This window comes from Arthrobacter russicus, assembly GCF_031454135.1.
Taxonomy (GTDB): domain Bacteria; phylum Actinomycetota; class Actinomycetes; order Actinomycetales; family Micrococcaceae; genus Renibacterium; species Renibacterium russicum.
Genome location: NZ_JAVDQF010000001.1, coordinates 782,483 through 796,216, shown reverse-complemented (window position 1 = coordinate 796,216; position 13,734 = coordinate 782,483). Strand labels below are relative to the sequence as shown.

Below are 13,734 nucleotides of genomic sequence, written 5' to 3'. Positions count from 1 at the left end.
TGAAGCCAGACCGTTCGGATGAAAGCGTGAACCCAGTGCCGTCGAGTGTCCTCAACCTGCGCGGAGCCACCTTGAGCTTCGGCGCGCGCACCTTGTGGCGGGATTTGGATTTGACCATCGAGCCCGGGGAATTCTTCGCCGTGCTCGGCCCCAATGGCAGCGGCAAGACGAGCTTCCTCAAGGTGCTCCTCGGCCTGCAGAAACTGAGTTCCGGGAGCTTGGAAGTGGCGGGCAAAGCCGTCGGCGGCAAGACCGTCGGGAATCGAACCATCGGCTACGTGCCGCAGCAGAAGGGGTTTGCCGCGCAAACCCCGTTGCGGGCCCGGGACCTGGTCGGCTTGGGCATCGACGGCGACCACTGGGGCGTGCGGTTGGGCGCGAAGGCGTACCGCCGCCGGGTCGACGATCTACTGCGCAAAGTCGGCGCGACCGAATATGCCGATGTTCCGGTAGGCCTGCTTTCCGGTGGCGAACAACAGCGGCTCCGGGTGGCCCAGGCACTGGCCACCGAGCCGGCGTTGCTGCTGTGCGACGAGCCGCTGCTTTCCCTCGATTTGCGGCACCAACGGGCGGTGAGTTCGTTGGTCGCCGAACAAGCGCATCGGGCCGGAACCGCGGTCGTCTTCGTCACCCATGAGATCAACCCGATCATCGAACACGTGGACCGGGTGCTCTACCTGGCCGGTGGCCGGTTCCGGGTCGGCACTCCGGACGAGGTGATGACCTCGGAAGTCCTCAGCGACCTCTACGGCACGCCGGTGGATGTTTTCCGGAGCAACGGCCGGATCGTCGTGGTCGGTCAACCCGATGCCACCACGCACGATCATGCGCACGACGCGGAGGAGCCGGTATGAACTGGCAGGACGTGCTCGCGGTCTTCGGCGAGATTTTCAATTTCAGCAACTACGGCGAGCTCTTGCCGTTGTTCCGGGATTCCCTGTTGGCCGGCGCGGTGCTCGGTGTGGTCGGCGGCTTGATCGGCACTTTCGTGATGATGCGGGACCTGGCTTTCGCGGTGCACGGGATCGCGGAATTGTCCTTCGCCGGCGCGGCCCTCGCCTTGCTGATCGGAGTGGACGTGATCGGCGGTTCGCTCGTCGGTTCGGTGGCTGCGGCTTTGATCCTCGGCTTGATGGGGGTGCGGGCGCGCGATCGCAACTCGATCATCGGGGTGCTGATGCCGTTCGGCCTGGGCCTGGGCATCTTGTTCCTCTCGCTCTACCAAGGCCGCGCCGCGAACAAGTTCGGGCTGCTCACCGGCCAGATCGTTTCGGTCGATGCGACCCAGCTGAATGCGCTGCTCGGAGCAGCAGTCCTGGTGATCCTGGCCTTGCTGGTGATCTGGCGTCCACTGACTTTCGCCAGTGTGGATCCGGACATCGCCCAGGCCCGGGGTGTGCCGGTGCGGGCGCTGTCGATCGGTTTCATGGTGCTGTTGGGCATCTCGGTCGCCTTGTCGATCCAAATCGTGGGCGCGCTCCTGGTGCTCGCCTTGCTGATCACGCCGGCGGCGGCGGCGATGCAGGTGGCGACATCGCCGCGCATCGTGGTTTTGCTCAGCGTGCTCTTCGCCGTGGGGGCGACGGTCGGCGGGATCATGCTCGCCCTGGGCGGCAGGATCCCGATCAGCCCTTACGTCACGACGCTTTCCTTCGCGATTTATCTGGTCTGCCGTTTGATCGCGCGGCGCCGGCGAAACCGGGGGATTACCCGCAGGCGCATGGTCTGAGGACCTTCCGGGCAGAGTTCGTCGGTTCCGGGGCAATGCCGCTGAGCTCGGCATAGGCTCGACTGGTGGAGCCAATCGAACCGTCGCCCGGTGCCGGGGGAGCCGTGGACCGGATGCCCGGAACCGTCCGGGCCGCGGTGCTGCTGATGGCCCTCGGCGCGATGCAATCCCTGCTCTGGCTGTGGCTGCTGTTCCCGCTGTACCTTCCGGACGGCTTCTTGGACCCCGGTGATTGGTTTTGGTCGCTTGTCCTGTTCGCGATTTTGCCGGCGGTTCTGCCGGCTGGGCTGTGGACTGCGATGGCGGTGGCCACGGCCATCGGTTGGCGCCGGGTCCGCGGGGTCTCGAGCCTGCTGGCCGGAGCCAATTTCCTGGCACTTCTGGCCGGGTTCCTGGTGATTTCCCTGATGATCGGGATGTCCTATGCGCCGGAAGGCAGCAATCCGTTCCAGCAAGCCGGGTCGGTGCAGGCGCTGTCCATTCCGCTGGCGGACTTGCTGATCTCGGCGACCGCGCTGATTCTGGTCTGGACGCGCAGTGCCAGACCCTATCTGCTGCGGCGCTGAACCACCGGCTGCAGCAGAATCAGAGTTGTCCGGCCTGCCGCAGCAGCGTGCATTCGGGGCACAGTCCAATGATCTCCACGGTGTGGTTGATCTCGGTGTAGCCGTTTTCCTGGGCCATTTTGACCGCCCATTTTTCCACCACCGGCGCCTCGATCTCCACGGCTTTGCCGCAATTGCGGCACAACAGGTGGTGGTGGTGTTCGGCGACCGCACAGCGCCGGTAGACCGCTTCGCCTTCAGGGTTGCGGAGCACATCCACGGCGCCGTCTTCGGCCATGGATTGCAAAATCCGGTAAGAGGTGGCGAGGGAGACCGAAATGCCGCGGTCCTGCAGGATCCGGTGCAGCTCCTGGGTGCTGACGAAATCATCCAGTTCGTCCAAAGCCGCGCTGACCGCCAGCCGTTGTTTGGTGACCCGTTGCTCTTTCACCGGTGTGCTTGTTTCGGTCACATCTGCCTCCTGCTCAGCGAACTTCCCCCGGCTTAAAGGTTATCAGTCCCCGAGGTGTTCCGGCGTCGCGGCGGCTGCGCCGCAGGCGTAGTCTGTTGCCATGTTGTTGACCAAATTCACTCATGCCTGCATCCGCCTGGAAAAAGCCGGAGTGGCGCTGGTGCTGGACCCGGGGACGTTTTCCGAAGCGGCCGAGGCGCTCGACGGGGCGGCGGCAATTCTGATCACCCATGAACACGCCGACCATTTCGACCAGACCGAAATCCTTGCCGCATTGTCCCGGGATCCGGCGCTCCAAGTGTTTGCGCCGGCGGTGGTCGCCGGGCAGTTGCGGACCGGGGCGCCGGAATCAGCGGCCCGGATCCAGGATGCCCTGCCGGACACGGAATTCGAACTGGCCGGATTCTCGGTGCGGACCTTCGGCGGGCAGCATGCTTTGATCAATCCGCGGATCATGCCGGTGGCCAATATCGGCTACCTGATCGATGGGGACGTCTTCCACCCCGGGGATTCCTTCACGGTGCCGGACGGCATTCAGGCGCAGACCTTGCTGGTACCGATCCATGCCCCGTGGTCGAAGACCGCCGAGGTGGTGGATTTCGTGAACTCGGTGCGGGCGCCGAAAGCCTTCCAGATCCACGACGTGCTGTTGTCCGAGATCGGATTGCAGTTCGTGGAGGGGCAGGTTTCGCTCTTCGGTGCCCGGTACGGAGTCGAGTTCCGGCACCTGGCGGTGCGCGAGAGCGTGGAAATCTAACCGACGCCGGCCCCGAAGCGGGTTATTCGGCGCCGGGCCAACGTCCGGTGCGGAAAAAGTCCTCGATCACGGCGCGGTACGGTGCCGGGTCGAGGCCCTTTTCGCTGAGCCAGGAATCATTGTAGTAACTGGCCTGATAGCGTTCCGCCCCATCGCAGAGCAGCGAGACCACGCTGCCCCGTTCGCCGTCGGCAATCATCGCAGCGATCAACTGCCAGACGCCCCAGAGGTTCGTGCCGGTGGACGGGCCGGCCTGCAATCCGGCCAAATCCTGCACCTGGCGCATCGCGGCGACCGAAGCAGAATCCGGTACTTGGATCATCTCGTCGATCACACTGGGCACGAAGCTGGGTTCCATCCGCGGCCGGCCGATGCCTTCGATCCGAGAGGCCTGACCGGTTTCGAAATCACTCAATCCGTCCCGCCAGCCCGGGTAGAAGGCGGAGTTCTCCGGATCGACGACGGCCAGCTGGGTCGGATGCGAGTGGTAACGCAAATAGCGCCCGATCGTGGCACTGGTGCCGCCGGTTCCGGCGCCGACCACGATCCAGCGCGGGATCGGGTATTCTTCCAAGGCCAATTGCTCGAAGATCGATTCCGCGATGTTGTTGTTGCCACGCCAGTCGGTGGCGCGCTCGGCATAGGTGAACTGGTCCATGTAATGGCCGTGGTTCCGGGCAGCCAGATCGGCGGCGACCGCATAGACCTCTGCCGAGCTGTCCACGAAATGGCAGCGCCCGCCGTACTGCTCGATCAAGGCGATTTTCTCCGCACTGGTGCTCCGTGGCATCACCGCGATGAACGGCAGGCCGAGCAGCCGGGCGAAATACGCTTCGGAAACCGCAGTACTGCCGGAGGACGCCTCGACGATCGTGGTCCCTTCGGCGATCCAGCCATTGACCAGCCCGAAGAGGAACAAGGACCGGGCCAGGCGGTGTTTCAGGCTGCCGGAACGGTGGGTCGATTCGTCCTTGAGGTAGAGCTGGACGCCCCACTCTTCCGGCAACGGGACCGCATAGAGGTGGGTATCGGCGGAACGGTTGTTCTCGGCTTCGATGCGTCGGATCGCTTCATCGGCCCAACGCCGGGCAGGGGTGCAAGAGGTGAAATCCACATCTCGAGCTTACTTGAGCCGGTTGCCGGAAGATGGCCTAACCTGGGGGCATGGCAAAGACTCTGATCGATGTGGCGGAAGTGCGGCAACGAGCTGAATCCGGCCAGCGCACGGTACTGCTCGACGTGCGTTGGGCACTGGGTGATCCGAACGGCCGCGAACACTACCTCGAATCCCATATTCCGGGAGCGGTATATGTTTCGCTGGCGACCGAACTGGCCGGTGCCGGCCTGCCGCAGGAGGGCCGGCACCCCTTGCCCTCGATTGCGGATTTCCAAGCCTCGGCACGCCGCTGGGGAATCAACGATGCTGATCTGGTGGTCGGCTATGACGATTCAGGCAACCTCGCAGCGGCCAGACTGTGGTGGTTGTTGCGGCACGCCGGCTTCGAGTCGGTACGACTGCTCGACGGCGGTTTGGCTGCTTGGCGGGCAGCCGGCCTACCGACCGAAGCCGGCGAGATCCGGAATCCGCCGGGCACGGTGAGCCTGGAGTTCGGCCGGATGCCGGTGGTTTCGCTCGAACAGGTTGCCGGGTGGTCCGAACACGGCGTTCTCTTGGACGCTCGCGCGGGGGAACGCTACCGGGGCGAAACCGAGCCGGTGGACCCGCGGGCCGGGCACATCCCGGGAGCGCGGAGCTGGCCCACTGCGGAAAATCTGGACGCGGCCCAAAAGTTCCGGCCGGCTGCGGAATTGGCTGCGGATTTCGCCGCGCTCGGTGCGGTTCCCGGAGCCGAGGTCGCCGCATACTGCGGATCCGGAGTGACCGCGGCGCACCAAGTAGCGGCATTGGAAATCGCCGGGATTCGGGCGGCGTTGTTCCCGGGTTCCTGGTCTGCCTGGTCGCAGCATCCGGAGCTGCCGGTGGCGACCGGCTGAACCGGTGACCGGCCGGCCAGGAACAACCATTACGCTGGTTCCATGACTGTCGCTAAAGCTTATGCCGCAATGTCCGCTTCCACCGGCCTGGAGCCGACCACGATCGATCGGCGTGAACCCGGCGCCCACGACGTTGAGATCGACATCGAATTCTGCGGCCTCTGCCACTCGGACGTGCACTCGGTCCGCGGCGAATGGGGCAATCAGCACTGGCCGCTGGTACCCGGGCACGAGATCGTCGGCACCGTGGCCCGGGTGGGTTCGGAAGTCACCGAATTCGGCATCGGAGACGCCGTCGGGGTCGGCTGCATGGTGGATTCCTGCCGGGAATGCGAATCCTGCCAGGAGGGCTTCGAGCAGTACTGCGAAGTCGGCATGGTGGGCACCTACGGTGCCGTGGACAAGCGCAACGGCGACGCGATCACCCAGGGCGGCTATGCCAGCTCGGTCGTCGTCGATGAGAACTACGTAGTCCGGATTCCGGCCGGCTTGGCCAAGGCCGCCGCGGCCCCGTTGCTGTGCGCCGGGATCACCACCTACTCGCCGCTGCGCTATTTCGGGGTGGAGGAGGGCGACACCGTCGGCGTCGTCGGCCTGGGCGGCCTGGGCCACATGGCGGTCAAACTCGCCAAGGCGATGGGTGCCGAGGTCACGGTGTTCACCACCAGCCCGGCCAAAGCCGAAGCCGCGCACGAACTGGGCGCCGACCACGTGGTGGTGTCGAAGGACCCGGAGCAAATGAAGGGTGCGCGGAATTCGCTCAACCTGATCATCGACACGGTCGCCGCCGAGCACGACATCAACACCTATTTGAAGACGCTCAAGCGCGACGGCGCCATCGTGCAGCTCGGCATGCCGGAAAAGCCCATGCCGCCGGTTTCGCCGGGGGCGCTGATCCGACGCCGGCTGGCCTACGGCGGCTCGATGATCGGCGGCATCGCGGAAACCCAGGAAATGCTCGATTTCTGCGCCGAGCACGGTGTGGCCTCGGACATCGAGATGGTGGACGCCGAAGACCTCAACGCGGCCTACGAACGGATGGTCGCCGGAGATGTGAAATACCGCTTCGTCCTCGATACGGCAACTCTCTGAACCCTAAGGACTGGATATGGCAACGCTTTTCAGCAAAATCATCGCCGGTGAGATCCCGGGTCGCTTCGTCTGGAGCGACCCTGAGGTGGTGGCGTTTTTGACCATCGGCCCGCTCACTGACGGGCATACCCTGGTGGTGCCGCGCCAGGAGGTCGACCGGTGGACCGACGCCGACCCGGAGCTGCTGCAGAAACTGACCGCGGTGGCGCAAGCGATCGGGCAGGCCCAAGTAGCGGCTTTCGGTTCGGCCCGGGCCGGCTTGACCATCGTCGGGTTCGAAGTGGAACACCTGCACCTGCACGTGTGGCCGGTCAATTCCATGGCGGATTACGACTTCGGCACCGTGGACAACAGCCCGGATCCGGCCCGCCTGGATCAGAATGCGGAGAAAATCCGGGTGGCCCTGCGGGCCGCCGGCCACGGCGGTTCGGTACCGGAACGCTGATCCGCCGCCGGCCCGGTTCCAGCCGGCGGACCGGACCAGGGCTAGGCCAAAGCTTTCGCCAAGGCCTGCCGGATCCGTTTTTCGGACACCGTGTAGGCGGTGCCCAGTTCTACCGCGAAGAGTGAGACGCGCAGTTCCTCGAGCATCCAGCGGATCCGGCGCAAGGCCGGCGGAACCGCACGCCCGGCGGCCAAAGCCGCTACTGCGTCGTCGTACTCGTCCTCCAAAGTCTGCACCGCAGCCATGCTGAGCCCATCGCGTTGCACCGAGCTGGGCAGCTTTTCCAAGCGTTTCTCGATCGCGGCCAGATACCGGGGGAGCTGGCTCAATTGGGCATATCCGGTGCGGGCGACGAACCCCGGGTAGACCAGACCGTCCAGCTGCGCGCGGATGTCGTTGAGCGCGCTGATCAGGGCCAAGCTGGTACTGCCCTTGAGCTGCTTTTCGATCCGACGGGTACTGGCCAACACCCGTTCGACGACGGCGACCACCACGAATACGGTATCGATCAGATCGGCCCGGCTGGCTTCGTAACGGGCTTCGAACTCCGGCTCGCTGAACGGCAACTCCGGCGGCACCAGCTTGTCGATCGCAGCGAGCGTGCAGTCTGCAATGAGCTCGCTGACCTGGCCGTGCGGATTCTGGCTGAAAGTCAATTTCTCCGCATTGCTCAAATGGTCCAGCACATACCGGTCCGGCGACGGCATCCGCAGGGCGAGCAGGCGGATCACTCCGCCGCGGTGCGCCGCCAAGGCCTCGTCTTCGGTCTGGAAAACCCGCAACCCGGCAGCGCTGCCCTGGTCCACCAAGGCGGGATAACCAGTCACCGCGTGGCCGTTCACTGATCGGCTCACCGAGCGTTCGATGGTGCCGACCGACCAGCTGTGCAGCCCGTTGAGTTCCTGCACCAGAGGCGGCGCCGCAGCAACTTCCGCGCGGGCCGGCGTCGCCTTCGGCGCCGTGGTCTTCGGGGTGGCGCCCAGGGATTCCGCGATCGCCCGGCGGGTCGCCCCGGCCAACGACTCCTGCAAAGCGGCGAGGTCCTTGCCCTCGTCGATGATCCGGCCCTGCGCATCGACGACCTGGAAGCTCATCCGGACGTGCGCCGGCACCGCGGCCCAGTTCCAGGAACCCGGCGGGATTACGTGCCCGCGAAGCCGGCGCAAAACCAATTCCAACGATGCTTCCAGCTGATCGTGCTGCGGATCGAAATCCGCAGCCAGGGCTGCGGCAGCTTGCCGGGCGACGTCCGGTGCTGGGACGAAGTTCTTCCGTACCGCTTTGGGCAGGGATTTGATCAGCGCGGTCACCAGTTCGGCGCGCAGACCCGGAATCTGCCACTGGAACGGGGCTTCGTCGAGTTGGTTCAGGAAGAGCACCGGGACGGATACCGTGACGCCGTCGGACTCGTTGATTGCGGTGCCGGGCGAAGATGGCTGGAACTCGTAGCTCAAAGGCAGCTCGAAACCGCTCTGCTGCCAGATTTTCGGGTACGCGGTTTCGTCCAGCTCGGCGGCTTCGGCCATCACCACGCCGGGGTCGAAATCCAAGAGCGCAGGGTTCTCCTGCCGTGCGGTTTTCCACCATTTGTCGAAATGCCGCTCGGAGACCACATCGACGCCCACTCTGGCGTCGTAGAACTCGAACAGCGCCTCGTCGTCGACCCGCAGATCGCGCCGGCGCATCCGGGTTTCCAGTTCTTCGACCTCGGCCAGCACCGCCTGGTTGCGGTGGAAGAACTTGTGCTGGGTACGCCAATCGCCTTCCACCAGCGCATGCCGGATGAACAGCTCGCGGGACAGCGGCGCATCGATCCGGCCGTAGTTGATCCGGCGCTGCGCCACGATCGGCAAGCCGAACAAGGTGACTTTTTCGAAAGCCATCACCGAGCCGCTGCGCTTGGACCAATGCGGCTCGGAGTAGCTGCGTTTCAGCAAGCCCGGGGCGATTTCCTCTGCCCAGAGCGGATCGATCCTTGCATTGACCCTGGCCCAGAGCCGTGAGGTCTCCACCAGTTCGGCACTCATCACCCAATCCGGGCTCTTCTTGAACAGGGCCGAGCCCGGGAAAATCGCGAACCGGGTGCCGCGTGCCCCGGAGTATTCCCGTTTGCGTTCGTCGAAGAGGCCGATGTGGCTGAGCATTCCGGCCAGCAGCGACTGGTGCACCGGGATGTGCAGGCCCACCGGATCGACCTGGCCTGCGGCGAGGGTGATCTGCAGAGGTTTGGCGAGCTGGCGCAGCTGCGCGAACAAATCCTGCCATTCGCGCACCCGCAGGTAGTTGATGAATTCGGCCTTGCAGAGCCGGCGGAAGGCGGTGCTGGAAAGTTCCTGCTGTTTGTCCTGCAGGTAGCGCCAGAGATTCAAGAACCCGGTGAAATCGGAGTTCTCGTCCGCGAAGCGCTTGTGCTTCTCGTCGGCGCTCTGCCGTTTCTCGGTCGGCCGTTCCCGGGGGTCTTGGATGGTCAGCGCGGCAGCCAGGATCATCACCTCTCGGGCGCAGCCGCGCCGGCCGGCTTCCACGATCATCCGGCCCAACCGGGGATCGACCGGGAGTTGGGCCAATTGCCGGCCGACCGGGGAGATCGCGCCTTCCGCGGTCAAGGCGCCCAATTCGCGCAGCAGCGCGACGCCGTCCGCGATGGCCCGGGAATCCGGCGGTTCCACGAAGGGGAAATCCGCAACGTCCTTGGGCCCTTTGGCCACGCCGACCGCGGTCATTTGCAGGATCACCGCGGCCAAGTTGGTGCGCAGGATTTCCGGGTCGGTGAACTCGCTCCGGGATTCGAAATCCGCCTCGGAGTAGAGCCTGATGCAGATCCCGTCGGAAACCCGGCCGCAACGACCGGCTCGTTGATTGGCGCTGGCCTGGGAGATCCGTTCGATCGGCAGCCGTTGCACTTTGGTCCGATGCGAATACCGGGAGATCCTCGCGGTCCCGGTGTCCACCACGTATTTGATGCCGGGAACCGTCAGCGAGGTTTCCGCGACATTGGTGGCCAGCACGATCCGGCGCCGGGATCCGGTGCTGAAGACCGCATGCTGCTCGGCGAGCGAGAGTCTGGCGAACAAGGGCAGGATCTCGGCCTCGCGCAGCCGCGGATGGTGCGCGAAACGGCCGCGCAGGGCTTCTGCGGCATCGCGGATTTCGCGCTCGCCGGAGAAGAAGACCAGGACGTCGCCCGGCGCTTCGCCGGAGAGCTCCTCGACCGCATCGCAGACCGCGTCGAGCGGATCCCGGTCTTCGGAGTCCGGATCCGCCTCGTCCGGTTCGGCTTCGCCCTTCGGCGCGTCCAGCGGCCGGTAACGGATTTCCACCGGGTAGGTCCGGCCGGAGACCTCTTCGACCGGGGCGGGTCCGCGGGCATCCGCGAAGTGCTTGGCGAACCGTTCCGGGTCGATCGTGGCCGAGGTGATGATGATCTTCAGATCCGGCCGTTTCGGCAGGATCTGCTTGAGATAGCCCAGGATGAAATCGATGTTGAGACTGCGTTCGTGGGCCTCGTCGATGATCAGCGTGGAGTATTTGCGCAGCAATTTGTCGCGTTGGATTTCGGCGAGCAGGATCCCGTCGGTCATCACCTTGATTTTGGTCTGCCGGGAGACTTCGCCGGTGAACCGGACTTGGAAGCCCACCTCTTCGCCGAGTTTCACATCCAACTCCGCGGCGATCCGCTCGGCGACCGTGCGGGCCGCCAGCCGTCGTGGCTGGGTGTGCCCGATCAAGCGGGGACGGCCGTCCCGGTCCGTTCCGGCCAGACCGAGTTCCAAGCACATCTTGGGAATCTGGGTGGTTTTCCCGGAGCCGGTTTCGCCCGCGATGATCACGACTTGGTGGTCCCGGATGGCCGCCATCAGCTCTTCCCGGCGAGCGGAGACCGGAAGCTCCGGCGGGTAGGTGATGGTCAGACTCATAGCTTGCTCAGTCTAGTCGGATCCAGCTGCTTCCAGCAGCCGTTTCGCCATCAGCTTGGCCTGGTCCCGCAAGGCCTCCGGCTCGAGGATCTCGAAACGCATGCCGGTCTGCGCCAAATGGGCCAGCGGCGAGACCAGGGAATCCCAGCCCAAGCGCATCAAGGTGCTCGATTCGGACTCCGCTTCGAGCACCGCGGTGGCCGTCGAGAAGCTCTCGGCGACTTCCGAGGCCGGCGCATGCAGCCGGATCAGCAAATCGTAACGGTAGGGCGAACGGGTGATCGCCCGGTGCACATATTCGGCCAGATCCGGTGCCGGCAGCGGTCGGGCGGTGAACCTCTGCCGTTCGCTGGGTGTGCTCAGGATCCGGTCCATCCGGTAGGTGCGCCAATCCATCTGGGCCAGATCGAAGGCGACCAGGTACCAGCGCATTCCGGAATCGACCAGGCGATAGGGTTCTACGATCCGGGGCGCCGAGTCCCCGTCGTGCTTCCGGTACCGGAAACCGATGGCCCGGCGTTCCGAAATAGCAGCCGAAACCTTGGTCAGCAACTGCGCGTCTACGGCATCGGTCGGCGCGGCGATTCGGCTCACCGCGGATTTCAGCGAGGCGAAACGGGGCCGCAATCGTGGCGGCAGCACTTGCTCCAATTTGCCGAGCGCGCGTACCGAGGCTTCACCGATGCCGGCCACCGGCCCCGCGGTCACGGTGCTCAAGCCGAGCGCGACGGCGAGTGCCTCCTCGTCGTCGAGTAGCAATGGAGGCAGTTCGGCTCCGGCGCCGAGCTGGTAGCCGCCGGCCACGCCGGGGGAGGCGTTGATCGGATAACCGAGGGTCCGGAGCTTGCCCACGTCCCGCCGCACCGTGCGTTCGGTGACGCTCATCCGTTCGGCCAGGGCCGAGCCGGTCCATTCCCGCCGAATCTGCAAAAGCGACAACAGTTGGAGCAGCCGCGCTGATGTTTCGATCATGTTGGCAGCTTAGCCGCGATCAGGGACAGGAGCTGTCCTAGTTCGGTTGTACGTTGATGCCATGCGAATCAGCGACAGCTACTGGCCGGGCCGGATCGAATCGGGGTGCCGCCCGCGGCCGGCGGCGCTGCCGGAGGATGCTGTTCCGCCGGAGTATTCTGGGCGGATGGAGGAATCGACCCCACTGCCCAAGATCGGCGCTCCGGCAACGCAGGCACTGACTCAGGCCGGGTATCCCAGCCTGGACTCGTTGGACGGGGTCTCCGAACGCCGGCTGGCGGCCTTGCACGGAGTAGGCCCCAAGGCACTGCGGATCATCGCGGCCGAATTGGCCGAGCGTGGCGGGCGGCTGGCAGAATAGTGCTCTAGGTCAACCAATTGCTGGTGAACAGAATGTTCGCCTGGCGTTCGCGCCCCGGATGTCCCAAGCTTCCTGAGTGCGCGAAGCTGTGCCCTATGACTATTGACACCACAGCAACCCGCTCGATGCCGCGCTGGGTCCGGACCTTCCTGGCCGCTGCGCTCGCCGCCGTGGCGATAGCGGCGCCGTCGTTGCCGGCCCAGGCAGCAGAAAACGCGACACCCGGATATCAGATCAAACTCCAGCTCGATCCGGCCAAAGTGCTGGACAGCAACCACCGGTTCACGTCCGCCGCAGTGGCGGCGCTGTCCATCGGCAGCCAGAACGGATTGGAAAAGGCCCAGTACCTGGACAGCAGCTCGCAGCAGTTGGCAGCTGAAGGGTGGAGCAGCCGGATCAAACGCGAAGACGGTGCCGACTCGCTCAAAATCACCTACAAAAAGCGTTTCAGCATCGACAACGGCGGCACTGCGGAAAAGGACATCGACAAAGCTCTGGACCGCGCGAACGACGCCGGATTCGACGCTTCGGACAGCAACTATGCGGCCCAGGTCAATATGAGCTATTCGGTTTCGACGCTCGATTTTTCGGTGAACAAGAAGGTCAAGGCTTCGGGTCTCGGCAGCTCGGATCTGCCAGCGGGCAAAGACTCCCGGAGCTTCGCGGTGGACCAGTTGCCGGGCAAACTGGACAAATGGAAGAGCGGCAACTGGGCGAAAGACATCCTGGCCTCGGCCAAGGTCTATGGCCCGGTGACGCAAACCAGCTATTCCGCGAGCATCAGCGGGCACCCGGTGGACTTGCAACTCACCCCGCTGAACACCGCCAAGGGGGTGCGCTACTACCTGGAAGCCAGTGTTGATTCGGACACGCTCCAGGCGGCCGGGAAAATCCGCGGAGATCTGATCTCGGCGCTGGATGGCAAAGGCTGGCTGCTGCACGAGAACGCCTTCAAAACCGACTTGGTGCTGGCCAACTACTGAGTCCGGAGAGCGCCCGGAACCGTTGCGGCAAACAGTTGAGGCCCGGTCCTGGGACCGGGCCTCAACTGCATTTTCAGTGCCCTCGAGTGGATTCGAACCACCGGCCTTCTGCTCCGGAGGCAGACGCTCTATCCCCTGAGCTACGAGGGCATCGGGACCAGTCGAGCTTAGCAGGTTGGGCTCCGAGAAGAAAAACCGGAGGAAAAACCAGCGTCCGTTCAGGCGATTGGCCGGCAGCAGGATCAGTAGCCGAGGAAGCTGTCGGTATGCACTTTCCGGGCCCCGGCCCGATGGCCATGGGCAACCGCGTGTGCGACGAACGCCGGGGACCCCGACGCGTACACCCGACGGGAAGCAATGTCCGGGACTGCCCGCTTCAGAACTTCTGCTTCATCATCCCAGACGCGCCTCGCCCCTCATCTAGGTCTCCTGGACCCAGCAATTGCTGGTGTCCAGCGGTGTCTTC

At 64.8% G+C, this 13,734-nt stretch carries 13 protein-coding genes and 1 tRNA gene; 9 read left to right on the top strand and 5 right to left on the bottom strand.

The genetic code is table 11. The features are described from left to right. The first annotated feature begins 26 nt into the window (after positions 1-26). The 3 genes from JOE69_RS03740 to JOE69_RS03730 all read left to right on the top strand — a co-directional run bounded on the left by JOE69_RS03740 (position 27) and on the right by JOE69_RS03730 (position 2,295). Complete coding sequence (locus tag JOE69_RS03740) at positions 27-854, top strand: metal ABC transporter ATP-binding protein (RefSeq protein ID WP_309796180.1); 828 nt, start codon at positions 27-29, stop codon at positions 852-854. Then, positions 851-1,729: a metal ABC transporter permease gene (locus JOE69_RS03735; protein WP_309796178.1), complete on the top strand. Its 879-nt coding sequence runs from the start codon at positions 851-853 to the stop codon at positions 1,727-1,729. The genes JOE69_RS03740 and JOE69_RS03735 overlap by 4 nt, the downstream gene beginning before the upstream one ends. A 65-nt stretch (positions 1,730-1,794) precedes the next feature. Further along, positions 1,795-2,295: a hypothetical protein gene (locus tag JOE69_RS03730; protein ID WP_309796176.1), complete on the top strand. Its 501-nt coding sequence runs from the start codon at positions 1,795-1,797 to the stop codon at positions 2,293-2,295. 19 nt (positions 2,296-2,314) lie between these two features. Here JOE69_RS03730 and JOE69_RS03725 read toward each other — a convergent pair whose 3' ends face one another. After that, positions 2,315-2,746, bottom strand: coding sequence for a Fur family transcriptional regulator (locus tag JOE69_RS03725; RefSeq protein ID WP_296363677.1), 432 nt, complete (start codon positions 2,744-2,746; stop codon positions 2,315-2,317). 100 nt (positions 2,747-2,846) lie between these two features. Between JOE69_RS03725 and JOE69_RS03720 the strand changes: the two genes are divergently transcribed. Beyond that, positions 2,847-3,503, top strand: coding sequence for an MBL fold metallo-hydrolase (locus tag JOE69_RS03720; protein ID WP_309796173.1), 657 nt, complete (start codon positions 2,847-2,849; stop codon positions 3,501-3,503). 22 nt (positions 3,504-3,525) lie between these two features. Here the strand turns inward: JOE69_RS03720 and cds1 are convergent, their stop codons facing one another. Continuing rightward, a complete protein-coding gene (gene cds1, locus JOE69_RS03715; protein WP_309796171.1) occupies positions 3,526-4,617 on the bottom strand; it encodes an L-cysteine desulfhydrase Cds1 in 1,092 nt (363 codons plus the stop codon). Between the two features lie 50 nt (positions 4,618-4,667). Between cds1 and JOE69_RS03710 the strand changes: the two genes are divergently transcribed. The 3 genes from JOE69_RS03710 to JOE69_RS03700 are packed head-to-tail and all read left to right on the top strand — an operon-like array spanning position 4,668 to position 7,035. Further along, on the top strand, positions 4,668-5,498 hold the full coding sequence (locus JOE69_RS03710; RefSeq protein ID WP_309796169.1) for a sulfurtransferase: 831 nt from the start codon (positions 4,668-4,670) through the stop codon (positions 5,496-5,498). A gap of 42 nt (positions 5,499-5,540) precedes the next feature. Next, the gene (locus tag JOE69_RS03705) at positions 5,541-6,590 is read left to right on the top strand and encodes an NAD(P)-dependent alcohol dehydrogenase (RefSeq protein WP_296363673.1); all 1,050 of its coding nucleotides are present in this window, start codon (positions 5,541-5,543) and stop codon (positions 6,588-6,590) included. A 16-nt stretch (positions 6,591-6,606) separates the two neighbouring features. Continuing rightward, positions 6,607-7,035 (top strand): HIT family protein, encoded by a 429-nt coding sequence (locus JOE69_RS03700; protein ID WP_309796167.1) that lies wholly within the window; start codon positions 6,607-6,609, stop codon positions 7,033-7,035. Positions 7,036-7,076: 41 nt separating this feature from the next. On the opposite strand, the gene hrpA is transcribed toward JOE69_RS03700, so the two are convergent. Further along, positions 7,077-10,952 (bottom strand): ATP-dependent RNA helicase HrpA, encoded by a 3,876-nt coding sequence (gene hrpA / locus JOE69_RS03695; protein WP_309796164.1) that lies wholly within the window; start codon positions 10,950-10,952, stop codon positions 7,077-7,079. A gap of 12 nt (positions 10,953-10,964) precedes the next feature. Next, complete coding sequence (locus JOE69_RS03690) at positions 10,965-11,924, bottom strand: helix-turn-helix transcriptional regulator (protein WP_309796162.1); 960 nt, start codon at positions 11,922-11,924, stop codon at positions 10,965-10,967. 166 nt (positions 11,925-12,090) lie between these two features. On the opposite strand from JOE69_RS03690, the gene JOE69_RS03685 reads away from it, so the two are divergent. Together JOE69_RS03685 and JOE69_RS03680 are read left to right on the top strand one after the other, a co-directional pair. After that, the gene (locus JOE69_RS03685; RefSeq protein ID WP_296363669.1) at positions 12,091-12,285 is read left to right on the top strand and encodes a helix-hairpin-helix domain-containing protein; all 195 of its coding nucleotides are present in this window, start codon (positions 12,091-12,093) and stop codon (positions 12,283-12,285) included. Between the two features lie 95 nt (positions 12,286-12,380). Continuing rightward, positions 12,381-13,268, top strand: a complete 888-nt coding sequence (locus tag JOE69_RS03680) for a hypothetical protein (RefSeq protein ID WP_309796158.1) — start codon at positions 12,381-12,383, stop codon at positions 13,266-13,268. A gap of 77 nt (positions 13,269-13,345) precedes the next feature. On the opposite strand, the gene JOE69_RS03675 is transcribed toward JOE69_RS03680, so the two are convergent. Beyond that, positions 13,346-13,418, bottom strand: a tRNA-Arg gene (locus JOE69_RS03675). Positions 13,419-13,734: the final 316 nt, after the last annotated feature.

What these genes read in the sequence shown, in the direction of transcription:
- JOE69_RS03710 (WP_309796169.1), top strand. Translation starts at nt 4,668, where the DNA reads ATGGCAAAGACTCTGATCGATGTGGCGGAAGTGCGGCAACGAGCTGAA.
- JOE69_RS03680 (WP_309796158.1), top strand. Translation starts at nt 12,381, where the DNA reads ATGACTATTGACACCACAGCAACCCGCTCGATGCCGCGCTGGGTCCGG.
- JOE69_RS03705 (WP_296363673.1), top strand. Translation starts at nt 5,541, where the DNA reads ATGACTGTCGCTAAAGCTTATGCCGCAATGTCCGCTTCCACCGGCCTG.
- JOE69_RS03700 (WP_309796167.1), top strand. Translation starts at nt 6,607, where the DNA reads ATGGCAACGCTTTTCAGCAAAATCATCGCCGGTGAGATCCCGGGTCGC.
- JOE69_RS03735 (WP_309796178.1), top strand. Translation starts at nt 851, where the DNA reads ATGAACTGGCAGGACGTGCTCGCGGTCTTCGGCGAGATTTTCAATTTC.
- JOE69_RS03720 (WP_309796173.1), top strand. Translation starts at nt 2,847, where the DNA reads ATGTTGTTGACCAAATTCACTCATGCCTGCATCCGCCTGGAAAAAGCC.
- hrpA (WP_309796164.1), bottom strand. Translation starts at nt 10,952, where the DNA reads ATGAGTCTGACCATCACCTACCCGCCGGAGCTTCCGGTCTCCGCTCGC.
- JOE69_RS03690 (WP_309796162.1), bottom strand. Translation starts at nt 11,924, where the DNA reads ATGATCGAAACATCAGCGCGGCTGCTCCAACTGTTGTCGCTTTTGCAG.
- JOE69_RS03685 (WP_296363669.1), top strand. Translation starts at nt 12,091, where the DNA reads ATGGAGGAATCGACCCCACTGCCCAAGATCGGCGCTCCGGCAACGCAG.